Source organism: Ligilactobacillus salivarius (genome assembly GCF_035231985.1).
Taxonomy (GTDB): Bacteria; Bacillota; Bacilli; order Lactobacillales; family Lactobacillaceae; genus Ligilactobacillus; species Ligilactobacillus salivarius.
The window spans coordinates 724,189-751,095 of sequence record NZ_CP117983.1 but is presented as its reverse complement, the minus strand read 5'-3'; the positions used below and the strand labels follow the sequence as shown (position 1 = coordinate 751,095).

Sequence of the window (26,907 nt, the reverse complement as noted above, 5' to 3'; positions counted from 1 at the left end):
TTTTCAGGTTATTAATACAATCATATCAAATTATACTTGATATATGCTAAAAATTCAGTGAAAAAATCTTTTAATTCCATGTGAAATAAAAAAAGTGAGAAGAAACTTCTTCCCACTCCTAAAATGATTATTAGTTTTTGTCCAATTCCAATAATAAATCTTGACTTTCAAGAACATCGCCATTTTTAACATATACATGACTAACTTTTCCATCAAATGGAGCCTTAATTGTTGTTTCCATCTTCATAGCCTCAGTAACAATTAATGCTTCACCCTTCTTAACTTCTTGACCCTTTTGTACTAATACTTCTAGTACTGATCCACTTAAAGTTGCACCTATATGACTTTCATTAGTTGGCTCTGCTTTAGGAATCTTCTTAATCTTAGCTTCCTTACTCTTATCATGAACAATAATTTGAATATTTTGACCATTTAATGAGAAGAATAAGCTACGATTTCCTTCCTCATCAGCTTCTGAAACAGAATCTAGACGAATTATAATACTACGTCCTGGTTTAAAGTCAACATGAATTGTTTCTCCTTCACGCATTCCTTGATAGAAAGTAATTGTATCTAAATCATGCATAGAACCAAAACGTTTTACGTTGTTAATATAATCTATGAAGACTTCTGGATATAGGATATAACTTAGAACTTCTTCCTTTGTAGGGTTACGTTTAATCTTATCTTTTAATTCATCAGCTACTTCATCAAAGTCAACTGGCTTAGCTAAACTACCTGGTCGCACTGTGATTGGCTTCTTACCTTTAAGTACAAGTTCTTGTAGTTTCTTAGGAAATCCACCAACTGGTTGACCCAAATCGCCTGCAAAGAAATCTACAACTGATTTAGGGAAATCTAAAGTTTTACCTCTTTCAAAGATTGACTTTTCATCTAAATTATTTTGAATCATAAAGATCGCAAAATCACCCACAACTTTTGAACTTGGAGTAACTTTAATAATATCACCTAATAACTTATTAACAGTTCTGTACATTGACTTAACTTGTTCAAAATCATCAATACCTACTGCCTTTGCTTGTTGTTGTAAATTAGAATATTGTCCACCCGGCATTTCTGTTTGATAGATATCCGTTTGTGGAGATGTAGTTCCATTCATAAAATCTTGATAGAATGGCTTAATTCCACTCCAATAACGATTCAATGTTTCAACATTATCAATATTTAGTTCTGGCTGACGAGCATTCCCTTCTAATGCGTAATACAAACTACTCATACTTGGTTGACTTGTTGTACCAGAAAGTGAACTAGTTGCAACATCAATAATATCAACTCCACCGCGAACTGCTTGTACATATGTTGCCACACCATTACCTGTTGTATCGTGTGTATGTAAATGTATTGGCACATTAACTTGTTCTTTCAATGTACTAATTAATTCATAAGCAGCATTTGGTTTTAGAAGTCCTGCCATATCTTTAATACCAATAATATGCGAACCCATTGTTTCTAATTCCTTAGCTAAGTTGACATAGTAGTCTAAACTATACTTATTATTCTCAGGAGTTAAAATATCTCCAGTATAACACATTGTCCCCTCTGCTATCTTTCCAGCATCACGAACAAACTCTATACTCTTTTCCATTTGATCTGTCCAGTTAAGACTATCGAAAATTCTAAATACATCAACTCCATGTTTTGCACTTTCATTGACAAATTCTCTCAATACATTGTCAGGATAATTCTTATATCCTACAGCATTAGAACCTCTCAATAGCATTTGTAGCAAAGTATTAGGCATTTTCTCACGAATAATATCTAATCTATCCCATGGACTTTCATTTAAGAAACGATACGCTACGTCAAAAGTAGCTCCACCCCAAACCTCAGCAGAAAATACATGAGGTAAAGCTGTATCATATTTTTCAATTACTGGAAGCATATCTTTAGTACGCATTCTAGTTGCAAATAAACTTTGGTGGGCATCTCTCATTGTTGTATCTGTTATTAATACCCTTTCTTGTTTATTTACCCAATTTGCTAAAGCGTCAACTCCACCATTATCAAATACTGATTTTGCATTTTCTACTTTACTTTCAGATACAAAATCCTTATCCAATTTAATATCAGGGACAAATACTTTACGATGATGCTTTGTGCCTGGGAATCCGTTAACAGTAACATCACCAATATACTTCAATAATTGGTTATTATTGTTACTGCTACGATTAAATTCGAATAACTCTGGTGTGTTATCAATAAATGTAGTGCGTGCATCGCCTGCAACGAAAACAGGATGGTTCAACACGTTACGCATGAATTTAATATTTGTTTTAACACCTCTAATTCTAAATTCATTAAGCACTCTGTTCATACGCTTAATAGCTTCTTTAAAGTTTCGTGCTTGAACACAAGCCTTAACTAATAAAGAATCATAAAAAGGTGTTATTACTGCTCCAGCATATACATTACCACCATCTAGGCGAACACCAAAACCACCTGGTGAACGATATGTTTCCAATTTACCTGTATCTGGCATAAAGTTATTTTCTGGATCTTCAGTTGTAATACGACATTGGATTGCTATACCTTGGCTTGTTAACTCCTCTTGCTTTGGTAATTCTAAATCATTATACAAATCTTTACCTTCAGCAATTTGAATTTGTGATTGTACAATATCAACACCTGTGATCATTTCTGTAACAGTATGCTCTACTTGAACACGTGGATTTACTTCAACAAAGTAAAAATCATCTTCAGTTACTAAAAATTCTACTGTTCCAGCATTATAGTAGTTTACAGATTTCGCCAAATTAACTGCAGCTTCACAAATTTCTTTGCGACGTTCTTGTGATAAAGTTATGCTTGGGGCAAATTCTATAACCTTTTGATTACGACGTTGTACAGAACAGTCTCTTTCAAAAAGATGCATTACATTTCCATGTTTATCTGCTAAAACTTGAACTTCTATATGTTTAGGGTTAACAATCATTTTTTCAACATAAAGTTCATCATCACCAAATGATTGGTTAGCTTCACTTCTAGCACGTTCATATGCCTCGCGTAATTCTTCTTTACGTTTAACAATTCTCATACCACGGCCACCGCCACCCATTGCTGCTTTAATCATAATAGGATAACCGTGTTTATCTGCAAACTTTTCAACATCTTTAAGTGATTTTACTGGATCATTCGTTCCCGGAATAGTATGTAAACCAGCAGAATTAGCAACATTACGAGCTTCTACTTTATCACCAAAAATACGTAGATGTTCCACTGATGGTCCAATAAATGTAATTCCATTTTCTTCACATTTTTGAGCAAATTCTTCATTTTCAGCTAAAAATCCATAACCTGGATGAATTGCATCAGCATTTGTCATCTTAGCTATTCGAATTATGTCATTGATATCTAGATAAGCTTCAATAGGCTTTTTACCACTACCTACTAAGTAAGCTTCATCAGCTTTAAAACGATGAACACCATATTCATCTTCTTTGGCATAAATAGCTACTGTTTTTAATCCTAGTTCATGACATGCTCTAATAATACGAATCGCAATTTCGCCACGATTAGCAATTAATACTTTTTCCACTCGTCTTCACTCCTATTCCGAAAACTTAAACTATTTCTTCAACTCCATATTTAAAAACATATTTCTTGCTGTATGTCTCTTCTCATTTGCTGAAATGTTCATTACCATTCCTAAAGCCATAGACAATACCACCATACTTGAACCACCATAAGAAATAAAAGGCAATGTAACACCTGTAATAGGTAGTAGTCCATTAACAGCGCCAATATTAAATATTGATTCTACTGTAAAAAATGTTGCTACTCCGTAACAAACTAAGGTATTGAAAGTATTATTGGATCTTATACCAATCAAAATTATTCTTAAAATTATAAAAAATAGTAACCCTAAGACCACTAAAACTCCTATAAATCCTAGTTCTTCTGCAATGATTGCCAATATAAAATCTGTATAGGGTTCTGGTAAATATCCTCTTTTTTGAATACTATTTCCCAGTCCTACTCCAAACAATCCTCCGTTACTGATAGCGTAAAAAGAATTAACTAACTGTTTACCACTTGTAGTTGCATATGTAAATGGATCAAAATAACCCTCAAAACGCTTATACATATACTCAACTTTACTTCCCTTAAATGGGTTAATTGCATGGATAACCATAACTGTAAATGCTATTATTGAAATTGCTACTCCCAAAATTCCTATGCTTGCTCTCCAATTTTTAGAATTGGCCAAAATAAGAACTAAACAAATTGCAGCACAAATTGTAGCGCCACCAGTATCAGGTTCAATTGCGATCAAGGCCAAAATTGGTAAGATATTTACTGCCAAATTTTTTCGCGTAGTCGTACGTTTATGTTTTCCTAAATAAATATCAGCTTCTCTTTTTGAAAAAGCTTTAGAAATCGCAACTACCAAGTAAAGCTTAGCTATCTCTGCTGGCTGAATACTAAATGAACCTAATGTAATCCAACCGTTAGCACCATTAATAGCACCAAATAAAAATTTAGCCATCATCAGGAGAATTATTACAGTCCAATATCCAAATCTTAGAACATTTTTACTAACCCAAAATTTTGGATTCATATGACTAAAAATTAAAGTTAATGTAATCCCTATTCCAACAAAAATTATTTGCTTAAAGAGATAAGAAGTTGCTTTGACTCCGACATAAGTAAGGTTAATCGCACTAGCAGAGTAAACCATTACAATGCCAATAAGACATAAAATTAAATACGGTATAAATAATCCATAGTCGAAATATTTTAACTTTTCTTTTAACTTATTCTTCATTATCAATTCTTCAAATCCTTAACGATTTAAATTCCTCCTTTACCCTTAAATTTATTATAACATAACGTAATACTATGCAATAAAATGATTTCTATAAGAAAAGTATAAAGAATTAGATAATTCGCAAGTTAACGATATTTTTATCATATAAGTCTTTATTTTTTCGTATTTAAATGACTTAACACTATTATGTTAGCATATATTTTCGCTTTTATCAGCATTAATATAAAGATAATCAAAAAATAAACTACAAAAAAAGATAGGCTATAAAACCTATCTTCCTTAAATTAATTATGAAATTACATTAAACCAATAACGTGTGCAATAATACCTACAATGAAAATCCCCAAGATGATAACAATTGGAGAAACTTTCTTCTTCAATAACCACATACATAAGAATGTTAGAAGTAAAGCTGCTAAACCAGGAATTAATTGATCCAAGTTATCTTGCAATGTTGTAACTTTAATCTTATCTAAGGACATGCCCTTACCCATATTCCATTGAGTTAGAACTTCCTTGATTCCTTTAGCACCACTAGGAATGTGATCCCAGTCAATGTAACCACCTTTTTGCACAGGAGTCTTTGAAACAACTGGTGTAAATTTAATACTTACCCAACGTTCAATTAAAGCACCTAGAACAAACATACCCATCATGGCAGCACCACGAGTAACTTTTTGCAATAATCCACCAGAAAGATCGTCTGTGATCTTAGAACCTGCACGGTAACCAAATTCTTGTGTATACCATAAGAATGCAATACGTAGAACATTCCAAAGTACGAAGAATAAGATAGGTCCAACAATGTTTCCTGAAATAGCTAAGGAAGCACCTAATGCACCAATAATAGGACGAGCTGTAAACCAGAATACTGGATCACCAACACCAGCCAACGGTCCCATCATACCAACTTTAACACCGTTAATAGCAACATCATCAACTGGAGCACCATTAGCACGATCTTCTTCAAGAGCTAATGTAACACCTAAAATAGGAGCTGCTAAATATGGATGAGTATTAAAGAATTCCAAGTGACGCTTTAAAGCTGCAGCACGATCTTCTTTAGTAGTGTATAATTTCTTTAAAGCTGGAATCATAGAGTAAGCCCAGCCACCATTTTGCATACGTTCGTAGTTCCATGATCCTTGAAGGAATGTTGAACGCCAACAAACAGCCATACGATCTTTTTTACTTAATGTAACTTTCTTTTCAGCCATTATACTCTTCCTCCTTCATCTTAGTAGTCATCTAAAATATCGCCAAGTGGATCTCCAGTATTGCTTGAACCACCATTACCTGAACCGCCCTTAGATTCTAATTCTAAATAGATTAAAGCAAAAGCAATACCTAAAGCACCAATAGCAATTAATGTTAATTGAGAAATTGCAGCAATAACAAAACCAATGATGAAGAATGGCCATACTTCACGAGAAGCCATCATATTGATAACCATAGCATAACCTACGGCAACAACCATACCACCACCGATTGCCATACCATCTGTTAACCAAGCTGGCATTGATTCTAGGAATGAACGTACAACGCTTGTTGGAATAACTAATAAGAATGCAGCTGGTAATGCAATACGTAAACCTTGTAATAGTAAGGCGATAAATTGCCAAACTTCAATACCGCGGAAGCTACCTTTTTCAGCTTCTTTATCCATAATGTGAATAATAGCAACAGAAATTGTACGAACAATCATTGTTAAGAATAGACCAGCAACAGCTAAAGGAATAGCAACAGCAATAGCTGTACTGATTCCTGCTGTACCTTGACCACCTTTAACCAAAATAATAGCAGATGCAACAGCAGCCAAAGCAGCATCAGGAGCAACAGCAGCCCCAATGTTAGCCCAACCTAAAGCGATCATTTGCAAAGATCCGCCTAACATAATTCCGGCAGTTAAATTACCTGTAACTAAACCAATTAATGTACATGCAATTAATGGTTGATGGAATTGGAATTGATCCAAAATACCTTCCAAACCTGCAAAGAACGCTACAATAACAACTAAAATCATTGAAATAGCAGACATGAGATATTTCCTCCTTAATTTTAATTACCTTGATTTACAAGGTCTTGTGCCTTCTTTAATAAGTTATCCATATTTTCTGGAGAACTAGAAGGAACTTTGCGGACATCAAATTTTACACCCAATTTTTTGAGTTCATTAAATGTATCAATATCCTTTTGATCCATAGCAAGAACTTGGTTAACGTTAACTTTACCATCGCTATAAGCCATTGAACCAACGTTGATTTCTTTGATATCAACGCCACCCTTAATTGCTTCAAGAGCATCTTGAGGTGTTTCAAATAAAAGCATTGCCTTTGTGTTACCAAAACGAGGATCTTTAGCTACTTCAATCATCTTCTTGATTGGAACGGTATTAGCATGTACACCACTTGGAGCAGCTTGAGCAATCATGTTCTTACGTAACTTATCTTTAGCAACACTATCAGATACAACAATGATACGATTTGGATTCATTGCTTTAGTCCATCCTGTAGCAACTTGTCCATGAAGCAAACGTGTATCAATACGTGCTAAAACATATTTGATTTTACCATCACCGATAACAGTACCTTTAGGAATAGCTCCAGTTGGTTGACCAGAATCTGCTGCTTGTTTAGGTGCTTCCTTAGGTTGTAATGATTCTGGCATTACTTTGACACCATCTTTTGCTGTTTCAATAATATGAGCAGCAATTTCATGTGCAGATTCCATAGAGAAACGTGATGCATAAGCTTCAATAACCATCGGCAAGTTCATACCTGCAACGATTGCCCATTTATCTTTGTGTTGCTCAACCAAGTTATTTGCTTGATTGAAAGGAGTTCCTCCCCAAAGATCCACTAAGAAAAGGACTTCATCTTGACTATCAAAAGATTCAATAGCCTTTTCCATCTTAGCACGTACATCATCTGGACCTTCATCAGGTTTTAAAATAACATGTGCTACGTTTTCTTGCTTGCCAAAAATCATTTCACCAGATTGATAAATACCATCGGCAAAGCCACCATGACTAGCTAGGATAATCCCTACCATTTGTCTTACCTCCTATAAAATAAATTGAAACTACATTTTCAAATTTATAAAGCCTTTTCATTCAATAACAAAAAAATAAAAACATTATAAGTGCTCATGTTGAAAATGTTGTTCCCTTGAAAACACTTACTATAATATCATGAAATGTGATTATTGTCATCAATTTCTTTAAAAATAATTAAAAATAATCAAAAAAACTTAGTTTCTAATTGTTTCTTAACTTAAATATATGATTGGTACGCCCCAATCGAGAAAACGTTTTATGTTGCATAGATACATTGTATATCAAATATTTCACCGATCTAATACTTTACTTCTATACATTATAGTTACTTATATTATTATAATTTTATATCCGTATAAATAAGAAAAAGCCCGTAAATACTTACGAGCTTTTTTCCGTATTATTCAGTTACTTTCTTAGCTTTTTTAGCAGCCTTTTCACGCGCATTTGTTTCCAAAATACGTTTACGTAAACGTATGGATTCTGGTGTAATTTCTAGAAGTTCATCCTCATTCAAGAATTCTAGAGATTCTTCCAATGTCAAATGTGTTGGTTTCTTAATTGTTGCTGTTTGGTCTTTTGTAGCAGAACGAACGTTAGTCATGTTCTTACCCTTTGTAACGTTAACAGAAATATCACGTTCACGTGAAGATTGACCTATAATCATACCTTCATAAACTTCTGTACCTGGATCTACAAAAATAGTTCCACGACCTTCAACACCCATAATTGCATATGTTGTAGTTTTTCCTTGATTAATTGATACTAATGCTCCGTTACGACGACCTGGTTCCCATCCTCTAATAACTGGTTTATATTCAGAGAATGTATGGTTTAAGATACCGTATCCACGAGTCATTGATAGGAATTGTGAATCGTATCCAATCAAACCACGTGTTGGTGTAGAGAATTCTAAACGTGTTTGACCATTATTACCAGTTTCCATGTTCAACATTTCACCTTTACGTTGAGCCATAGAATCAATAACCGCACCAGAATATTCATCAGGTGTATCGATAACAACACTTTCAAATGGTTCAGAAAGCTTACCATCAATTTCTCGATAGATTACTTTAGGACGAGATACAGCTAATTCGAATCCTTCACGACGCAATGTTTCAATTAAGATAGATAAATGTAATTCCCCACGACCTGATACAGTCCAAGCATCTGGAGATTCTGTATCTTCAACTTTTAATGAAACATCAGTATGAAGTTGAACTTTCAATCTATCTTCTAGCTTACGTGCAGTAACATTATCACCTTCACGTCCAACAAATGGAGAGGTGTTAGTCATAAATGTCATTTGTAATGTAGGAGGATCTATACGAAGCAATGGTAGTGCTTCTGGATGATCAACAGGACATACAGTTTCACCAACGAAAATATCTTCCATACCAGAAACTGCAATTAAATCGCCGGCTTTAGCTTCTTGAATTTCCAAACGTTTCAAACCAAAGAAACCAAATAACTTGGTTACACGGAAGTTCTTTTGAGAACCATCAAGTTTCATAACTGTTACTTGATCACCAACTTTGATCTTTCCACGGAATACACGACCAATACCTACACGACCAACAAATTCGTTATAATCAAGCATTGCCACTTGGAATTGAAGTGGTTCATCTGAGTTATCAACAGGAGCAGGAATTGTATTGATAATTGTATCAAAAATTGGATTCATTGTATGTTCTTGTGTCTCAGGATCAGAATCAAGAGAAGTTGTACCATTCATTGCAGAAGCGTAGATAACTGGGAAATCTAATTGATCTTCATCTGCTCCTAATTCAATGAATAAATCCAATACTTCGTCTACTACTTCTTCTGGACGAGCACCTGGACGGTCAATTTTATTAATAATAACAATTGGTGTTAAATGTTGTTCAAGAGCTTTCTTCAATACAAAACGAGTTTGTGGCATAGTACCTTCAAATGCATCGACAATTAAAAGTACACCATCAACCATTTTCATGATACGTTCAACTTCTCCACCGAAGTCAGCGTGTCCAGGTGTATCTAAAATATTAATTTGTTTATCCCCATACTTAACAGCTGTATTCTTGGAAAGAATTGTAATACCACGTTCCTTTTCAAGATCATTGGAATCCAAAGCACGATCACCAATGTCAGTATGTTCATCTAATGTATCTGATTGCTTAAGTAATTCGTTAACTAAGGTTGTTTTACCGTGGTCAACGTGGGCAATAATTGCAACGTTACGAATATCTTCACGTCTTTTCAAAGCTATTTCTTCCCTTCAAAAAATTTTTTAGCACAAAAAGCTTTCATTAATTCATGAAAACAAATTACTCTACTTTCATTTACTTATATTAAAAATGCTGTGGTTCAACCACAGACTTACTCTTATCTATATAGAAATGAGTTTTGTAATGTCTTTTTCAGCATTCTTTGTAGCTACTAATACAACTTTTGATGATAACATATTAGTTTCTTTTACGTCAATTGTTTCAACAACTAAATCTAATGTTTCAGCTAAAATTTTTCCAGCAGCCAAATCCCATGGGCGTAATGTTGAAGCATAACAAATACATCTTCCTGTTAAAACATTAATAAATTCTAGACCAGCACAACCGTACATTCTTAAACCAGCACTAGCATCTACTACTCTTCTAAAACCATAGCTATCATTCATGACAAAAGGTCTGCAAAGTTGTACTAAACCTTCACTTAAAATACTATCTGTTGGAATTGCAAGCTGATAATCGTTGCAATAAACGGCATCATATACCGGTCCACCCCAATATAGTTCATCCCTTATAATGTCATATATATATCCTAAAAGCGGACGATTATTATAATATACAGCAATCATACTTGCAAAATTACGTTTTTGCTTAACAAAATTCATCGTACCATCAATTGGATCTAAAATAAAAACTAGCCCTTCCATATTTGTAAGCGGATGTATTTTTGAAGTTTCCTCTCCTAAAATCTTAGCTTCTGGGTATGCATTTTGTATTTGTTGAATATAAAATCTCTCAACCTCTTTATCAACATTCGTCACTAAATCTGTCGGTCCACTTTTCGTTTCAACATCCAAGCTTAAATTGAAACTATCTAATATTATTTCCCGAGCTTTTCTTAGCCAATCTTTAACGTTAGCATCAATGCCTTGAAAATCTCTCATAAAATTCCACTATCCTTTTACAAATTTTTTCTCGTTTTCTTTAACTTTCTTTACTGATTGATAAATACTATAACCCGAAAGTTTTTCATATTCTCTATCTAGCCTTTTTTGAAGCATTTTAGATGGGGCTACTTTCAAAAAATCTTGATATTTATCCAGGAATTCCTCCCTATTCACCCCATTAGTATTATATTTTTCAACTTCTGCATAAAATTCACAAGCAATTATAATCTCCTCCGTACTCCAATCAGGTAGTAACGGATAACTGTAATTTTCTTTTACCATTTGTTAAACCTCATCTTAATTTATATCTATCTAACTCATCATTAATAGCTTTTTTTATCTCGTTTAAAGTCTCTTGCTCATCTTCTGTATAATTTACTTTTATTAATTCTATAACTCCCATCTTTCCAACTAATACAGGTGAACTATAACTTTCAATCTCTTCATTCCTACTATGAACCAGAGTTATTATAAACTGTTCGGAAGTATCCATCGCCATTAATATCTTATTCAATACAGAAGAAAAAACTAACTTCCGAGTCTTTTCAGCTAACTCTTTATACTCTCTAGATATTTCTTGCATATTTTTTACACTAAACATATTTTTTCCTTGCACTATTAAACTCATAAGTGATGCTTCAGCAACTCTACCCTTACTCCACAAAACAAAAGACTTATCCCTAGTTCCAATTACACTCGTCTGAATATAATTACTATTAATCCCTAATTTCTTTGCAACCATTCTAGCTACAACTTCTGATTCTATAGAAGTTCCTAATCCCAACATTTGTCTAGATGAAAGCCCTGTGTATTTTAAAATTTCATTAATCAATAAATAGTCCTTATTACTATCTAATACAACTATACCATTAAATCCATTGGCTACAGCTTCAGTGACCACTTTTTGAATCCAACTATTCTTTTGAGCAAAATTATCTCTATCCACATCAATTGAAAGTAGCATCATGTCAATTTCATCCCAATTTACAGTTTCATTTATATAAAAATAAAAATTAGATGATAGCAGACGTGAACACTCTACCAAATTATTTATTTCATCCTGAATATCAGTATCATTAATTTGCCAATTAAAATATAACTTAGTATTATTATTTATGCCTATTTTCAGAAAGTCCAGTACGCTTTCATTATATCCATAATATACTATCTTCTGCATTAATCATTTTACTCCTTTCTTTATATTTTATTACTACTATTCTACCATATAATTAGATATAGTAACTTTTTTTGACTTAAAACTATTAATATGCTATTACAGAAAAATTGTGATATCATAAGTGTATTAAATCATATTATTGGAGGTCTTTTCTGTTGATTACAATGGATAACATTATTCGTGATGGAAATCCAACTCTAAGAGCCAGAGCAAAAGCTATCGAATTTCCATTAAGCGAAGAAGATAAAAAATTAGCACATGATATGATGGAGTTTCTCGAAAATAGTCAAAATCCTGAAATTGCCAAAAAATATCATCTTCGTGCGGGTGTTGGTTTAGCAGCTCCTCAAGTAGATGTTTCTAAAAGAATGACTGCTGTTTTGGTTCCAGGTATTGAAGATGATGACGAACCAATTTTTAAACATGTTCTGATCAATCCTACAATTTTAAGTGAATCCGTTCAATTAGCAGCACTTGGTGAAGGTGAAGGTTGCCTTTCAGTTGATCGTGATATTCCAGGATATGTCCCTCGACACGATCGTATTAAACTTCGCTGGTATGACCTAGAAGGAAATAAGCATGTTGAAAGACTTCGTGACTACCCTGCAATTGTAGTTCAACATGAAATTGATCACTTAAATGGTATTTTATTCTATGATCATATTAATAAGGAACAACCTTTAACCGTTCCAGAAGGTACTATTATTTTAGAATAAAATAAATCTCAAAAATAATTTTATACAAGCAAAAGATCGATAAAGATTAATATTTTAGTAGCTTAATCTTTACCGATCTTTTATTTTTTACTTGATGATTCTCCACTATTTCTTAAAACCAGGCTCTAACTTTTCAATATCATTTAAATACTTATACGTTGCCTCATTCATTATATATGCTACATCTATATGCAGTATATTTTCTAACTGCCAAATATCTGATACTATAAATGGAGGTTTATTAGTTATATTTTGAATCTTTTTCTGTTTTGCATAATCAAATAATTTCTTTTCTAGTAATTCCTTCAAAGCATTTAGTTTCTCACTGGAAAATTTTTGATTCTGAATCAATTCTACTGAATATTCAAAAACCATCACATCTTTTCCCCAAACGTCAGATACTACTGCTATATCTCTTATATTTTTGTGATTATTCTGATTAAACCATTCTAGATCTATCTCATTTATCGATTTATACATAGCATCGTCAGTAAGCTTTCTACTTCTTGCTTGTAATCTTTTCAATTCCTTATTTTTTATGTAATACTGTATAACAACAATAATTACAATGAAAACTATCGCAGTTAATATAACTAACCAAAATTTCATATCATCAGCCTCTTTCTACAAAGCTTCCTCATTTTTAAGTATATCACAGTCTATTGTCTAATTTTTATATGTTTTGTCTAAGTTCTATACTTAATTTGCTTGTTATGCTAAAATGTACTTAACTATTGTGTAAAGCAATCTTTGTTCGGTTAAATAATTTTTTGTTATACACTATTGTGTAAATTCATTTTAAAGGAGAAGTTTTAATGACTTTTAAAGTATATTATCAACCATCAAAAAAATCTAATCCAAAGCGTGAAAATACTCATGTTATGTATTTTGAAGCTAAAGACGAAGTTGAAGCTCGTCATCTTGTTGAAACACATTTTCCAGAATACAATGTTGAATTTATTGAAGCTTTGGACGAAGCTACACTTGAATATGAAAAACAAAGTGTTAACTTCAAACTCACGGAGTTTTAGTTAAATGAAAAAACTAAATGTTAAAAATAATGAGACTGCTGTTTTTGCAATCGGTGGTCTTGGAGAAATTGGAAAGAATACTTACGGTATCCAATTTCAAGATGAAATCATCGTAGTGGATGCTGGTATCAAATTTCCAGAAGATGATTTGTTAGGTATTGATTATGTTATACCTGACTACTCATATTTAATTGCAAATCAACAAAAAATTAAAGCTTTAGTTATCACACATGGACATGAGGATCATATTGGCGGTATTCCTTATTTACTACAAAAAATAAATGTACCTGTCTATGCTGGCCCTCTTGCACTTGCATTGATTAAAAGCAAACTAGAAGAACATGGACTACTTCGCACAACTGAACTTCATGAAATAGATGAAGACTCTATTCTAAAATTTAGAAAAACGACAGTATCTTTTTTTAGAACAACACATTCTATCCCTGATACTTTAGGTGTGGCTGTCAAAACACCTTCTGGAACAATTGTATGTACAGGAGATTATAAGTTCGATCTTACTCCTGTTACAAATCAGCCACCTAATTTACAGAAAATGGCAAAATTAGGTGATGAAGGTGTGCTTTGCCTACTTTCTGATAGTACTAATGCTGAAGTTCCTAACTTTACTAAGTCAGAACGCTGGGTTGGCCGTTCTATTCGTCGTATATTTGAAAAAGTCGAAGGCCGTATAATATTTGCTACTTTTGCCTCTAACATTTCGCGTGTACAGCAAGCTACATCTGCAGCTATTGCTCGTGGTCGTAAAATAGCTGTTTTTGGACGTAGTATGGAAGCTGCAATTGTAAATGGTAGAGAACTTGGTTATTTAGATATTCCTGACGATGCTTTAGTTGATGCTAGAGAAATAAGTAGTTTACCCGCTAATAAAATTATGATTCTATGTACAGGATCTCAAGGAGAACCTATGGCAGCTTTGAGTCGTATAGCTAATGGTACTCACCGTCAAGTATCTATTCAACCCGGTGATACTGTAGTATTCTCTAGTTCTCCTATTCCAGGAAATACTACCAGTGTAAATAAAGTTATTAATGAGTTAGAAGAAGCTGGAGCTACTGTTATTCATGGTAAAGTTAATAATATTCACGCCTCTGGACATGGTGGTCAAGAAGAACAAAAACTTATGCTTCGCTTGATGAAACCTAAGTACTTCATGCCTGTCCATGGTGAATACAGAATGTTAAAAATTCATACTGAGTTAGCTGAAAAGTGTGATGTTCCTAAAGAAAATTCATTTATTCTAAAAAATGGAGATGTTTTAGCACTTACAAAGGATTCAGCAAGATATGCAGGCCACTTTAATGCTGGTGATGTCTATGTTGACGGTTCTGGCGTTGGAGATATTGGAAATGTTGTACTTCGAGATCGTCGTTTACTTTCAGAAGAAGGTCTAGTAGTTGTTGTAGCAACCATAGATATGCAAAAGCGCCAAATTATTGCCGGCCCAGATTTATTATCACGAGGTTTTATCTACATGCGTGAATCTGGCGATTTAATTAATCAAGGTCGTCGTCATCTTTATCGTTCTATTAAGAGAGAACTTAAAAATGATAAAGTTTCTGAAGCTCAAATTAAAAATACTATTATCTCTGATCTGCAAGAATTTTTATTTGAACAAACAGAAAGACATCCTATGATTTTACCAATGCTTGTTACAATATAATTTAGATATATTAAAAACGGTATAAGAACTATTGTTAATAGTCCTTATACCGTTTATTTTATACTATACATCTTAATAATTATTCTTCATGATACCATTCGTAATGGTAAATACCTTCACGATCAGTACGTTCATAAGTATGTGCCCCAAAGTAGTCACGTTGTGCTTGAATAATATTTGCAGGAAGATGTGCAGATCTATATTGATCATAATATGTGATAGCACTAGAAAATCCTGGGCAAGCAACACCTGCTTTAATTGCTAAAGCAGCAATATCACGGACATCATTTTGATATTCTTCAACGATTTTCTTGAAGTAATCATCTAACATCAAATTCTTTAATTCAGGATTCTTTTCATATGCATCAGTAATCTTTTGTAAGAATTGAGCACGAATAATGCAACCTTCACGCCAAATCTTAGCCATATCGCCATAATTTAGGTTCCAGTCATAATTTTCAGATGCTACTCTTAATTGTTCAAAACCTTGAGCATAACTCATAATCTTACTAAAGTATAATGCACGACGAATTTTTTCTACTAATTCTTTCTTATTTACGTCACCTAAATCAAATTCCGGATTAGGTAAAACTTGACTAGCAGCCACACGTTCATCTTTCATTGCTGAAATATAACGAGCATATACAGATTCTGTAATTAATGATTGAGGTACTCCTAATTCTAAAGCACTTTGAGAACTCCACTTACCAGTACCCTTGTTGCCAGCACGATCTAAAATAACATCTACAATTGGTTTACCCGTACCCAAATCATCTTTACGAGTTAAAATATCGGCAGTTATATCAATTAAATAACTCTTCAGCTCGCCATCTTTCCATTCATTAAATACGTCAGAAATTTCATCATTTGATAAACCTAGTAAGTTACGCATCAAGTTATAGCTTTCAGCAATAAGTTCCATATCACCGTATTCAATACCGTTATGAACCATCTTAACATAGTGACCTGCTCCGTTAGGTCCAACGTAAGTTACACAGGCTTCACCATCTTCAGCCTTAGCAGCTATTTTCTTCAAAATTGGTTCTACTAAATCATATGCTTCTTTTTGTCCACCTGGCATTAAAGAAGGTCCTTCTAACGCACCTTTTTCTCCCCCAGATACACCCATACCGATAAAGTTAATACCAGAATTATCTAGTTCTTCATTGCGACGCATAGTTTCTTGGAAGAATGTATTTCCACCATCAATTAAAACATCACCTTTATCTAAATGAGGCAATAATGACTTAATTGTTGCATCTGTTGGAGCACCCGCTTTAACCATCAAAATAATTCGACGAGGTGTTTCTAAAGAATTAACAAAATCTTCAATCGTATAACTAGGTACTAAATTCTTATCAGGATGATCAGCAACTACCTTTTCAGTTTTTGATCCTGTTCTGTTATAGATAGCAACACTGTATCCACGACTTTCAATGTTTAAGGCTAGGTTTTTACCCATAACAGCCATACCAACAACACCAATTTGTGGTTTGCTCATAATAAATATCCTCCTAAATTATCATATACAATTTCAACATGTAAATTACAATAGTATTCTAACAAATATCATATCATGGTGCAATTAATTAAATATACATAAAAATGCTTATTTTACTATTTCAGGTTTACTCTTACCATCAACAGTATCTTTTGTAATAACTACCTCTTTAATATTATCTTCGCTAGGAATGTCAAACATAATATCTCTCATAGTAGCTTCAACAATGGATCTCAAACCTCTGGCACCTGTGTTTCTTTCAATAGCTAAATGCGCAATTTCCTTAACAGCATCATCTTCAAATTTTAATGATACATCATCAAACGATACTAATTTTTGATATTGCTTAATTAATGCATTCTTAGGTTCTGTTAAAATTCTCACTAAATCTTCTTCAGTAAGTTTTTCAAGTGCTGTAAGAATTGGCAAACGACCAATAAATTCAGGGATTAATCCAAACTTTAATAGGTCTTCAGGAATGATTTGTTGCATTAAACTCTTATCAGGATCATATTCCTGCTTAGAATCTACACCAAAACCTATTGTTTTGTCTCCTAAACGATTTTTTACCATTGTTTCAATACCATCAAAAGCTCCACCAACAATAAATAGAATATTTGTAGTATCAATTTGTATAAACTCTTGTTGTGGGTGCTTACGGCCACCTTGAGGAGGAACATTAGCTATTGTACCTTCAAGAATCTTAAGTAACGCTTGTTGTACACCTTCACCAGAAACATCACGCGTAATTGATACATTTTCAGATTTCTTAGCAATTTTATCAATTTCATCTATATAAATAATGCCTCTTTGAGCTCTTTCTACATCATAATCAGCATTTTGTAAAAGTTTCAATAAAATATTTTCAACGTCTTCACCAACATAACCTGCTTCTGTTAAAGTTGTTGCATCTGCAATTGCAAATGGTACGTTCAAAATTCTAGCTAAATTCTGAGCTAAGAATGTTTTACCAGAACCTGTTGGTCCAACAAGACAAATATTACTCTTTTGTAATTCTGTTCCATCATCATCTGACAATGAAGCATTAACACGTTTGTAGTGATTATATACAGCAACTGCTAATGTTTTCTTAGCTTCTTCCTGTCCAACAACGTATTGATTTAAAGTATCAACAATTTCATGAGGAGTAGGAACATTAGTAAAATCTTTTTGTGCTTCTGCTTTTGTTTCTGTATCAATAATTGATTGTGCTAATTCTACACATTCATTACATATATACACTCCTGGTCCAGAAATCATACTTTTAACTTGATCTTCTGTTTTTCCACAAAAAGAACATGTCGCAGGAGTCTTATTATCTTCATTTTCAAACATCTAAAAATCTCCCTACGTGTTTTTTATTTCATAAGACTGCCTTTATTTTAGCAAACAATAGTGCTAAACGCCATTAACACGACTTAAAAGCTACTTATCTTAATTTATTAATAAAAAAAGTGCTAATAGATTTTCATCCATCAGCACTTCTATAACTAATTAGTTCTGTAAAAGTTATACTTTCACCTACAGAAAATCACTAAGGAAGTCTTAATTATTCTTCATCCTTTTTAGCATCACGAGTTTGCTTTGCAGAATCAGCAATTTCATCAACTACTTTTCTAACTGCAATATCATGCTTCAACATGTCATCAGATAAAGCAGAACGAACTGCTGCTTCATCCATTTGATATTGTTCAGCTAAACTCTTAATTTCAGCATTGATTTCATCTTCAGATGGTTCAATCTTTTCAGCCTTAACAATTGCTTCAAGAACAAGATTTGTTTTAACGCGCTTTTCAGCACCTTCTTCAAATTGTTTGTGCAAATCATCTGCTGATGTACCTGTTAATTGGTAATACATATCAGTACTGATACCTTGATTTTGCATACCTGCTAAGAAGTTATCCATTTGACGATGTACGTCGTCCTCAATCATAACAGCTGGAATTTCACCAATTGTTGCATTTTCTACAGCAATATCAAGTGCTTCTTCTTGAATTGCAGCTTTAGCTTCAGCAACTTTTTGATCTTTCAAACGATCTTTAATTTTTGCCTTTAATTCTTCAAGAGTTGCAACATCTTCATCAACATCTTTTGCAAATTCATCATCTAGTTCTGGTAATTCTTTTGTCTTTACTTCATGAATCTTTGTATCAAAAACAGCTTCTTTACCAGCTAGATCTTTTGCTTGATAATCTTCTGGGAATGTTACAGTTACAGCAACTTCTTCACCAGCTTTGTGACCTACTAATTGATCTTCAAAACCTGGAATAAATTGACCAGAACCTAATTCAAGAGAATGGTTTTCACCTTTTCCACCATCAAAAGCTTCTCCATTGATCTTACCTTCAAAATCAATAACAACAGTGTCACCTTGTTCTGCTGGTTCATCTTCTTTAAGAACTAATTCTGCTTCTTGTTGTTGTAATCTATCCAATTCATTTTCAATATCAGCTTTCAAAACACGTGTTGGGTGCTTTGTAACTTCTAAATCTTTATATTGACCTAATTCAACTTCAGGTTCAACAGTAACTTTTGCAGTTAATACCCATGCAGCATCTGATTCCATTGATTCAACATCAATTTGTGGTTGATCAACTGGATTGATATCTGCTTCTTTAACAGCATTTGAATATGCTTCAGGTAATAAATCATTTAAAGCTTCTTGATATAATGCTTCTTCACCATACATCTTGTTGAAGATTTGGCGAGGAACTTTACCCTTTCTAAATCCAGGTACATTTAAAGATTTCTTTACACGATTGAAAGCAGAATTCAAGCCTTCTTTAATTTTTTCTGGAGCAATTTCAAAAGTTAATTTACCTTCGTTTGTTCCGTCTTTCTTTTCCCACTTTATAGACATCTTATTCCCTCCGAATAATTATTTTTAATAATTACTTAGTAATTGCATACCTATTAATTTTAACGTAGATAATCAAAATTGTAAATGTTTAGAGTGTAAAAAAGTTAGTAAATACATCTTTTTACATAAAAAAAGAAGGTTGGAAAACCAACCCTCTTTCTTGAAAGTTAACAAAATGTCAACATTACGTGAAATCTTATTAGTCGTCGATTTCAGAAACCACACCAGCACCAACTGTACGGCCACCTTCACGAACTGTGAACTTAAGACCTTTTTCAATAGCAACTGGAGCAATCAATTCTACTGTAAATGTTACGTTATCACCAGGCATAACCATTTCTACACCTTCTGGTAATTCGATAACACCAGTAACGTCTGTTGTGTGGAAGTAGAATTGTGGACGATAGTTAGAGAAGAATGGTGTATGACGACCACCTTCGTCCTTTGTCAATACGTAAACTTCACCTTTGAATTTCTTGTGAGTTTGGATTGAACCTGGCTTAGCTAAAACTTGTCCACGTTCAACTTGTGTACGGTCAACACCACGAAGTAAAGCACCGATGTTATCGCCAGCTTCACCTTCGTCAAGTGTCTTACGGAACATTTCAACACCAGTAACAGTTGTCTTAACAATGTCATCCTTCAAACCAACGATTTCAACTTCGTCACCAACTTTAACTGTACCACGATCGATACGACCAGAAGCAACAGTACCACGACCTGTGATTGTAAATACATCTTCAACAGGCATTAAGAATGGCTTGTCTGTAGGGCGTTGTGGAGTTGGAATGTATTCGTCAACTGTGTCCATTAATTCCATGATTTGTGCTTCAGCATCTTTGTCGCCTTCAAGAGCCTTCAAAGCGGAACCACGAATAACAGGAATATCGTCACCAGGGAAGTCGTATTCAGATAATAAATCACGAACTTCCATTTCAACTAAGTCAAGTAATTCGTCATCGTCAACCAAGTCGCACTTGTTTAAGAAGACAACAATGTATTCAACACCAACTTGACGAGCAAGTAAGATGTGTTCACGAGTTTGTGGCATAGGACCATCAGTAGCAGCAACAACTAAGATAGCACCATCCATTTGTGCAGCACCAGTGATCATGTTCTTAACGTAGTCAGCATGTCCTGGAGCATCGATATGTGCATAGTGACGCTTTTCTGTTTCATATTCAACGTGAGCTGTGTTGATTGTAATACCACGTTCACGTTCTTCTGGAGCAGCGTCGATAGAAGCGTAGTCAGAAGCTTCAGCCAAACCTTTTTCAGCCAAAACCTTTGTAATTGCTGCTGTTAAAGTTGTTTTCCCATGGTCAACGTGTCCGATTGTACCGATGTTTACATGGGGTTTTGTTCTTTCGTAATGTTCTTTAGCCATTAAAGAAAACCTCCTAAAAATTTGCAAGAAATATCGTATAATACGATAAACCTTTGTTTTTATTATACTACTTCTCTAAAAGAAAACCAAGTGTGATATCTATTAAAGAAGAATTCTCTAAATATTATATATATATAGAATGATTTTGTAAACAAAAAAATTATAATTTTTTTGAAAATAATTCATTGTTACAAACTCCAGCATTCGATAAGTATTATTACTATTCCTAAAAAACTTTCAGTCATACTTATCAAACGTTATGAGTTTATCATCACACAATAAAATATGCAATCTTTTTGCATACTTTATTTTCATCTATTTTGATAATGTATACATAATTAGTTGATTCACAGATTATTCCATTGTTCGATGTAGTCTTCTAATTTCTTCGAAAAAGCCAGTTCCTGTTCATTTAGAACTTTAAACTCATCATTACATAGTAATATATATATTAAGTTTTGTTCTAAATTCTGTTCAATATCATTGAATGGATACAACACCATTAACTTTAAAACTATCTCCTTCCATTTCAAATCTTTCTCAAAGTTATTCATTGGTAATTGTTTAAACTCTTTATAGATTTTTTTATAAATTTTATATTCTTCTATTTCTTTCATTTTTTTTACATCTAATGTTTTGACAGTATTTTTATAATCTGTATATTGTACTGTTTCTTCTAAATTTAATTTTCTATAATCATCTAGTATGTTACTTTTTAAAAGTGGATGTATGTTGGAATCTATTAATATTTTTTTAGTATTTATGAAGAAATCATCTACACTTAATCCATAGGCATCTTTCAGTATTTTTCTTTGTTGAAATAAAGGAAAAATACCTAGATAACTTAGCTGTTTCATTATCTCAAGTTTTGAATTCTTATTTAAGTAATCTGTTAATAGTGTTTGCTGATTCTTATCAAATTCTTTTTGTTCACTTTCTGTTGTATATTCAAATATATTATTTGATAACTCTTGCAATTTTACATTCATCCCTGCAAAAATTGCTGCTTTTTGATACTTCTTGAATTTCTCATTGTCAATAATATACTGTCTTATATATTCGTTTGCTGTTTCATATGCAGCAATATAGTCCTCTATTTTAAGAAATACTAAAAATAAAAAATAATTTGTCCTAAATGTTTTCTTTTCTAGATACTCTTTTTCTAGCAATTTTCTTGCTTTTGTATAATCTTTATTTTTATATGCTTCTTCAGCTTGAAAATATAATTCACTCAAATTATTACCTTATAAAAAAGTCGTTGAAGATTTGTTCAACGACTTTTAATATTAACCTTTCTTTTTCTTCTTAGAAAAATGATTATTTTGATTTATTTCCATAATTACTGGTAAAATAACTGGATGACGCTTTGTTTGCTCATACAAAAAATTATTCAAATTTTCTCGAATATCTTGTTTTAATTGGCTCCAGTCAAATTCCTTATTATCCAAATCTCTTTGAACAATCTTAGCTACAATATCCCTACTTTCAACCATCAAATCTTTACTTGTTTTAATATATACGAAACCACGAGATGTTATTTTAGGAGTATCAACAATCTTCCTCTTTTTACGATCAATAGTAACCACAGCAATAAAAATTCCATCTTCTGATAGGATTTTTCTATCTCTCAAAACAATATTTCCAATATCCCCAACGCCAGTTCCATCAATCATAGTGTTGCCTACTTCTACACTTGATGAAATTGTCATCTCATCTTTCTTATATTCTAAGACATCACCTTTTTTGAGTAAAAAGATATTTTCACTAGGAATCCCTAGTTCTCTAGCTAATTCTGCATGCGCAGACAACATTCTATATTCACCTTGAACAGGAATGACGTAACGTGGTTTTACCAAGTTCATCATTAACTGCAAATCATTCTTACTTGCATGACCTGAAGAATTTAATTCATCAAAAATAGCTTTAACGTCTGCTCCTGAGCGATATATCATGTCTCTAGTTCTTGCAACCTTAGTTTCCATAGCATGAGATGGAGTAGTTGTAATAAATACCAAATCTCCTTCATGTAGATTGACAAATCTATGTCTACCCATAGCCATTTTTTGCAATGATTTTAATGGTTCTCCAGAACGTCCAGTTTCAAGAATTACAATTTCATCATCATTGTAGTCGTTAATTTTTTTAATAGGTATGAGTAAATCCTCTTCCGGCAATACTAATTTATTTAAACGCATTGCAGTTTTAACAACTTTTTCTACATCATGTCCAGTAAGAGCCACTTTTCTATTATTAGCTGCAGCTGCATTAAAAATTTGTTGTACTCGTAAAATATTTGAAGCTACGCAAGCTACAATAATTCTTCCTTTACGGTATTCAAAATTTTCACTAATAAAATCATATATTGCTCGCTCATTAACTGTTTCTCTAGGATTTTCAGCATTGGCTGACTCACTTAATAAAGCTAGCACACCTTCACGACCAATTTCAGTTAATCTTGCATAATCTGTTCGATAACCTTTTTCTGCAGACTGATCAAATTTAAAGTCTCCAGTATAAACAACATTTCCATTTTCTGTTTTAATAACCACACCCAAAGACTCTGGAATAGAATGTGTAGTTTGAAAAAATGATATCGTTGCATTTTCAAAATCTATTTCTGTACTCTCATCAATTACATGAAAATCATCGAATTTTCTAGCATCTTCTTCATTTTCACATGCAATTTTAGCTAGTTCAATTGTTAATTCTGATCCAAAAACTGGCACATCAAATTCACTAACAAAATATGGTAGTGCTCCTATGGCATCTGCATGACCGTGTGTTAAGAAAACACCCACTATTTTACGTGAATTCTCTCTTAAATATGAAAAATCAGGAATAACAAAATCTATACCTAATAGTTCATTTTCTGGATACTTTAATCCACAGTCTAAAATAAATATTTCATCATCAACTTCGACAGCATACATGTTTTTGGCATTTTCACGTACCCCACCTAGCGAGATGATTTTTATATCACTCATATTTCCACCTCTTAATTATTAAATTTTTAATTTTTTAAATAGTTCATTTTCTTCGTTCTTATCAAGTGAAACAATAGGTAAACGGCATCCTCCAACGTTATAACCAATTTTATTCAAAGCAGCTTTAACTGGACTAGGTGAAGGATAAGAAAAAAGTGCTTCAGCCTTTGGTATTAAATCTCTCATAATTTTTCCAGCCATGGATACGTCTCCAGATTCTAAACTAGAATACATTGTCTTCATATTATCACCATAGATATGACTAGCAACTGAAATAATACCTTGCCCACCTAAAACTCTAGCAGATAGTGCTTCAGCATCTTCTCCTGAATAAACTAGAAAATCTTCTGGAACATTTTCTACTATTTTAGCTATATTTTCGACACCCGTACAATCTTTAATACCTATGATGTTATCATGTTGAGCAAGTTCAATAATAGTATCAACTTCCATGGTTACTCCTGTTCTTCCAGGAATGTTATAGATTATAATAGGTAAATTACTATAGTCTGCGACTTTTCTAAAATGAGCAATCATACCCTTTTGATTAGGTTTATTATAATAAGGCACCACAACTAAAGCAGCATCAACACCATCAATATCAGCCACTTTATTAGTATAATCTATTGTTTGTTGTGTATTATTTGATCCAGTCCCCACCATTAATGGTACTCTACCATCAATAAATTTCACAGAATCTTTTATCAATTGTAATTTTTCGTCTTCACTTAAAGTTGGTGCTTCACCAGTTGTTCCTGAAACAAGAAGACCTTCTGTACCATTATCAAGCAAGTAATTAATAAGATTTTTTGTTCTTTTAGAACTATAGTTACCTTCATCATCAAAAGGTGTAACCATCGCAGTCAAAATATGAGCATTTCTAAAATTCATGATAAAATCTCACTCCAATTTTCATTCGTTCTTTAATATTCTAATAGTTAATTATAGCATACTTTATATATTGTGACGTATAAAAAAAAGAGCTAGTATAAAACTACTAGCTCTATAGAGTATGCAATTACTTTCAAAAATTAACGACGTAAGCCTAAACTCTTAACAAGTTCACGGTAACGTTGTACATCTGTGTTACGTAAGTATGCTAAAAGGTTACGACGATGACCAATCTTCTTCATCAAACCACGGTAAGAAGCATAATCCTTCTTGTGAGCTTTGATATGATCGTTCAATTCGTTAATATCAGCTGTTAAAACTGCAATTTGTACTTCTGCGGAACCTGTATCTCCTTCATGACGAGCATACTTCTTCATAATTTCGTTTTTCTTTTCTTGTGAAATAGCCAATGTATTTCCCACCTTTCATAATAGTTGCCTTAATCCGAGATAAGACGACGGTGACCCGCCAAACTCAGTAAAAAGGTCATATTTGTATTCAACATACTAGAATAGTTTACAAGATATTTATTAAAAATGCAATACTTACAAGCTATCTTCTAAAAAATTATTTATTATATTAGCATGTCAAGGAATTTTTCTTGACATCTACGTATTTTTTTATTGCATTGTTTTGAACGCTCTTGTATAATGATAAATGTTGAAAAATTAGCTTGTCTTTATTAGAAGCTATAAATCGGAGGTGAAAAATTCATGCCAATTATCAAATCTGCTATTAAACGTGTTAAAACAACTGAAAAAGCTAATGCAAAGAACTCATCTCAATTAAGTAAGATGCGTACTGCTGTTAAGAAATTTGAAAAAGCTAAAACTGCTGGTGCTGACAACGTTGAACAACTTTTCAACGAAGCAGTTTCTGCTATCGACAAAGCACAATCTAAAGGTTTAATTAAAGCAAACAAAGCTGCTCGTGATAAGTCACGTATGGCTGCTCGTTTAGCTAAATAATTGACTTAAAAAACTGGCGAACCGAATTTTTTTGGTTCGCCAGTTTTTTCTTTTAGAAGATTGTAAATGTCAATCTTAGTAATTTTATTACTGATATTTTCAATTTTATTTATACAGTAATAAACTTCCAACATTATATTTCATCACAGAAAATAAAAGGAGCAACAACTCAGAGCAAGCTTAATTTTTTATAGTTTGCCCCAAAATTGCCCCCTTCGGCTTATTTTTTAATAATTTTATCATTCGTTATTAAAGGGTATAAAAAAAGAAACCCTGCAACAGCAAGGTTTCTAACGTTTTTAGCCACGGCGACGTTCTGGAATACGAGCTGCTTTACCGTGTAATGCACGTAAGTAGTATAACTTAGCACGACGTACACGACCGTGACGAGTAACTTCAATTTTATCAACACGTGGTGTATGTAATGGGAAAGTACGTTCAACACCAATACCGTTACTAATCTTACGAACAGTATATGTTTCACTGATACCTTCACCACGACGCTTAATAACTACACCTTCAAAAATTTGGATACGTTCACGTGAACCTTCAACGATTCGAGCATGAACACGCACTGAATCACCAGCACGGAAATCTGGAATATCATTACGTAATTGAGATTCCGTAATCTTTGCGATTAATGGATTTACTGACATTAAAATCTTTCCTTTCACCGACATTCATGTCCAGTTGCAGCGGAATATCGTTATTATATG

Annotated in this window: 23 protein-coding genes; 4 read left to right on the top strand and 19 right to left on the bottom strand. The window is 33.0% G+C overall.

Translation table 11 applies throughout. The annotated features are described in order from the left end of the window. Window positions 1–130: 130 nt before the first annotated feature. From PTA89_RS03670 to PTA89_RS03630, 9 genes are all read right to left on the bottom strand, one after another. Window positions 131–3,556 (bottom strand): pyruvate carboxylase, encoded by a 3,426-nt coding sequence (locus PTA89_RS03670; RefSeq protein ID WP_201897172.1) that lies wholly within the window; start codon window positions 3,554–3,556, stop codon window positions 131–133. A 30-nt stretch (window positions 3,557–3,586) separates the two neighbouring features. After that, a complete protein-coding gene (locus tag PTA89_RS03665) occupies window positions 3,587–4,786 on the bottom strand; it encodes an FtsW/RodA/SpoVE family cell cycle protein (protein ID WP_113896139.1) in 1,200 nt (399 codons plus the stop codon). A 299-nt stretch (window positions 4,787–5,085) separates the two neighbouring features. After that, window positions 5,086–6,006 (bottom strand): PTS system mannose/fructose/sorbose family transporter subunit IID, encoded by a 921-nt coding sequence (locus PTA89_RS03660; protein WP_003700025.1) that lies wholly within the window; start codon window positions 6,004–6,006, stop codon window positions 5,086–5,088. 20 nt (window positions 6,007–6,026) lie between these two features. Continuing rightward, window positions 6,027–6,827, bottom strand: a complete 801-nt coding sequence (locus PTA89_RS03655) for a PTS mannose/fructose/sorbose transporter subunit IIC (RefSeq protein ID WP_003706091.1) — start codon at window positions 6,825–6,827, stop codon at window positions 6,027–6,029. Between the two features lie 20 nt (window positions 6,828–6,847). Then, on the bottom strand, window positions 6,848–7,840 hold the full coding sequence (locus PTA89_RS03650; RefSeq protein ID WP_069469426.1) for a mannose/fructose/sorbose PTS transporter subunit IIB: 993 nt from the start codon (window positions 7,838–7,840) through the stop codon (window positions 6,848–6,850). 404 nt (window positions 7,841–8,244) lie between these two features. Next, complete coding sequence (gene typA / locus PTA89_RS03645) at window positions 8,245–10,086, bottom strand: translational GTPase TypA (protein ID WP_081534066.1); 1,842 nt, start codon at window positions 10,084–10,086, stop codon at window positions 8,245–8,247. Between the two features lie 126 nt (window positions 10,087–10,212). Next, the gene (locus PTA89_RS03640) at window positions 10,213–10,992 is read right to left on the bottom strand and encodes an inositol monophosphatase family protein (RefSeq protein ID WP_081534064.1); all 780 of its coding nucleotides are present in this window, start codon (window positions 10,990–10,992) and stop codon (window positions 10,213–10,215) included. A gap of 9 nt (window positions 10,993–11,001) precedes the next feature. Next, window positions 11,002–11,277, bottom strand: coding sequence for a UPF0223 family protein (locus tag PTA89_RS03635; protein WP_003706083.1), 276 nt, complete (start codon window positions 11,275–11,277; stop codon window positions 11,002–11,004). 10 nt (window positions 11,278–11,287) lie between these two features. Further along, window positions 11,288–12,172, bottom strand: coding sequence for a Rossmann-fold NAD(P)-binding domain-containing protein (locus PTA89_RS03630; protein WP_201897171.1), 885 nt, complete (start codon window positions 12,170–12,172; stop codon window positions 11,288–11,290). 155 nt (window positions 12,173–12,327) lie between these two features. Here PTA89_RS03630 and def point away from each other — a divergent pair, with 155 nt between their 5' ends. Then, the gene (gene def, locus PTA89_RS03625; RefSeq protein WP_081534059.1) at window positions 12,328–12,888 is read left to right on the top strand and encodes a peptide deformylase; all 561 of its coding nucleotides are present in this window, start codon (window positions 12,328–12,330) and stop codon (window positions 12,886–12,888) included. A 105-nt stretch (window positions 12,889–12,993) separates the two neighbouring features. Here def and PTA89_RS03620 read toward each other — a convergent pair whose 3' ends face one another. Beyond that, on the bottom strand, window positions 12,994–13,497 hold the full coding sequence (locus PTA89_RS03620) for a hypothetical protein (RefSeq protein WP_003706076.1): 504 nt from the start codon (window positions 13,495–13,497) through the stop codon (window positions 12,994–12,996). Window positions 13,498–13,703: 206 nt separating this feature from the next. Here PTA89_RS03620 and PTA89_RS03615 point away from each other — a divergent pair, with 206 nt between their 5' ends. Beyond that, on the top strand, window positions 13,704–13,919 hold the full coding sequence (locus PTA89_RS03615) for a DNA-directed RNA polymerase subunit epsilon (RefSeq protein WP_003707954.1): 216 nt from the start codon (window positions 13,704–13,706) through the stop codon (window positions 13,917–13,919). A 4-nt stretch (window positions 13,920–13,923) separates the two neighbouring features. Continuing rightward, window positions 13,924–15,600 carry a ribonuclease J1 gene (gene rnjA / locus PTA89_RS03610; RefSeq protein WP_003700012.1) on the top strand — a complete coding sequence of 559 codons (1,677 nt, stop codon included), beginning with the start codon at window positions 13,924–13,926 and terminating at the stop codon, window positions 15,598–15,600. Window positions 15,601–15,679: 79 nt separating this feature from the next. On the opposite strand, the gene gndA is transcribed toward rnjA, so the two are convergent. The 8 genes from gndA to rpsO all read right to left on the bottom strand — a co-directional run bounded on the left by gndA (window position 15,680) and on the right by rpsO (window position 25,633). Further along, entirely contained in the window at window positions 15,680–17,101 is a 1,422-nt protein-coding gene (gndA, locus tag PTA89_RS03605; protein ID WP_003700011.1) for an NADP-dependent phosphogluconate dehydrogenase, read from the bottom strand. 108 nt (window positions 17,102–17,209) lie between these two features. Further along, the gene (gene clpX, locus PTA89_RS03600; RefSeq protein ID WP_003700010.1) at window positions 17,210–18,436 is read right to left on the bottom strand and encodes an ATP-dependent Clp protease ATP-binding subunit ClpX; all 1,227 of its coding nucleotides are present in this window, start codon (window positions 18,434–18,436) and stop codon (window positions 17,210–17,212) included. A 214-nt stretch (window positions 18,437–18,650) separates the two neighbouring features. Beyond that, window positions 18,651–19,961 (bottom strand): trigger factor, encoded by a 1,311-nt coding sequence (gene tig / locus PTA89_RS03595; protein ID WP_201897169.1) that lies wholly within the window; start codon window positions 19,959–19,961, stop codon window positions 18,651–18,653. 199 nt (window positions 19,962–20,160) lie between these two features. Next, entirely contained in the window at window positions 20,161–21,348 is a 1,188-nt protein-coding gene (gene tuf, locus PTA89_RS03590) for an elongation factor Tu (RefSeq protein WP_003706071.1), read from the bottom strand. 347 nt (window positions 21,349–21,695) lie between these two features. Beyond that, window positions 21,696–22,583: an outer membrane protein assembly factor BamD gene (locus PTA89_RS03585; RefSeq protein WP_087250169.1), complete on the bottom strand. Its 888-nt coding sequence runs from the start codon at window positions 22,581–22,583 to the stop codon at window positions 21,696–21,698. 51 nt (window positions 22,584–22,634) lie between these two features. Continuing rightward, a complete protein-coding gene (locus tag PTA89_RS03580) occupies window positions 22,635–24,332 on the bottom strand; it encodes a ribonuclease J (RefSeq protein ID WP_003700005.1) in 1,698 nt (565 codons plus the stop codon). Window positions 24,333–24,350: 18 nt separating this feature from the next. Continuing rightward, on the bottom strand, window positions 24,351–25,223 hold the full coding sequence (gene dapA / locus PTA89_RS03575; RefSeq protein ID WP_003700003.1) for a 4-hydroxy-tetrahydrodipicolinate synthase: 873 nt from the start codon (window positions 25,221–25,223) through the stop codon (window positions 24,351–24,353). Between the two features lie 140 nt (window positions 25,224–25,363). Next, window positions 25,364–25,633: a 30S ribosomal protein S15 gene (rpsO, locus tag PTA89_RS03570; RefSeq protein ID WP_003701713.1), complete on the bottom strand. Its 270-nt coding sequence runs from the start codon at window positions 25,631–25,633 to the stop codon at window positions 25,364–25,366. A 303-nt stretch (window positions 25,634–25,936) separates the two neighbouring features. Here rpsO and rpsT point away from each other — a divergent pair, with 303 nt between their 5' ends. Next, window positions 25,937–26,191, top strand: coding sequence for a 30S ribosomal protein S20 (rpsT, locus tag PTA89_RS03565; protein WP_003699999.1), 255 nt, complete (start codon window positions 25,937–25,939; stop codon window positions 26,189–26,191). 299 nt (window positions 26,192–26,490) lie between these two features. Here the strand turns inward: rpsT and rplS are convergent, their stop codons facing one another. Next, complete coding sequence (gene rplS, locus PTA89_RS03560; protein WP_003701743.1) at window positions 26,491–26,847, bottom strand: 50S ribosomal protein L19; 357 nt, start codon at window positions 26,845–26,847, stop codon at window positions 26,491–26,493. Between the last annotated feature and the right edge of the window lie 60 nt (window positions 26,848–26,907).

What these genes read in the sequence shown, in the direction of transcription:
- PTA89_RS03665 (WP_113896139.1), bottom strand. Translation starts at nt 4,786, where the DNA reads ATGAAGAATAAGTTAAAAGAAAAGTTAAAATATTTCGACTATGGATTA.
- PTA89_RS03660 (WP_003700025.1), bottom strand. Translation starts at nt 6,006, where the DNA reads ATGGCTGAAAAGAAAGTTACATTAAGTAAAAAAGATCGTATGGCTGTT.
- PTA89_RS03655 (WP_003706091.1), bottom strand. Translation starts at nt 6,827, where the DNA reads ATGTCTGCTATTTCAATGATTTTAGTTGTTATTGTAGCGTTCTTTGCA.
- PTA89_RS03650 (WP_069469426.1), bottom strand. Translation starts at nt 7,840, where the DNA reads ATGGTAGGGATTATCCTAGCTAGTCATGGTGGCTTTGCCGATGGTATT.
- PTA89_RS03640 (WP_081534064.1), bottom strand. Translation starts at nt 10,992, where the DNA reads ATGAGAGATTTTCAAGGCATTGATGCTAACGTTAAAGATTGGCTAAGA.
- PTA89_RS03635 (WP_003706083.1), bottom strand. Translation starts at nt 11,277, where the DNA reads ATGGTAAAAGAAAATTACAGTTATCCGTTACTACCTGATTGGAGTACG.
- PTA89_RS03630 (WP_201897171.1), bottom strand. Translation starts at nt 12,172, where the DNA reads ATGCAGAAGATAGTATATTATGGATATAATGAAAGCGTACTGGACTTT.
- PTA89_RS03620 (WP_003706076.1), bottom strand. Translation starts at nt 13,497, where the DNA reads ATGAAATTTTGGTTAGTTATATTAACTGCGATAGTTTTCATTGTAATT.
- PTA89_RS03615 (WP_003707954.1), top strand. Translation starts at nt 13,704, where the DNA reads ATGACTTTTAAAGTATATTATCAACCATCAAAAAAATCTAATCCAAAG.
- rnjA (WP_003700012.1), top strand. Translation starts at nt 13,924, where the DNA reads ATGAAAAAACTAAATGTTAAAAATAATGAGACTGCTGTTTTTGCAATC.
- gndA (WP_003700011.1), bottom strand. Translation starts at nt 17,101, where the DNA reads ATGAGCAAACCACAAATTGGTGTTGTTGGTATGGCTGTTATGGGTAAA.
- clpX (WP_003700010.1), bottom strand. Translation starts at nt 18,436, where the DNA reads ATGTTTGAAAATGAAGATAATAAGACTCCTGCGACATGTTCTTTTTGT.
- tig (WP_201897169.1), bottom strand. Translation starts at nt 19,961, where the DNA reads ATGTCTATAAAGTGGGAAAAGAAAGACGGAACAAACGAAGGTAAATTA.
- tuf (WP_003706071.1), bottom strand. Translation starts at nt 21,348, where the DNA reads ATGGCTAAAGAACATTACGAAAGAACAAAACCCCATGTAAACATCGGT.
- PTA89_RS03580 (WP_003700005.1), bottom strand. Translation starts at nt 24,332, where the DNA reads ATGAGTGATATAAAAATCATCTCGCTAGGTGGGGTACGTGAAAATGCC.
- dapA (WP_003700003.1), bottom strand. Translation starts at nt 25,223, where the DNA reads ATGAATTTTAGAAATGCTCATATTTTGACTGCGATGGTTACACCTTTT.
- rpsT (WP_003699999.1), top strand. Translation starts at nt 25,937, where the DNA reads ATGCCAATTATCAAATCTGCTATTAAACGTGTTAAAACAACTGAAAAA.
- rplS (WP_003701743.1), bottom strand. Translation starts at nt 26,847, where the DNA reads ATGTCAGTAAATCCATTAATCGCAAAGATTACGGAATCTCAATTACGT.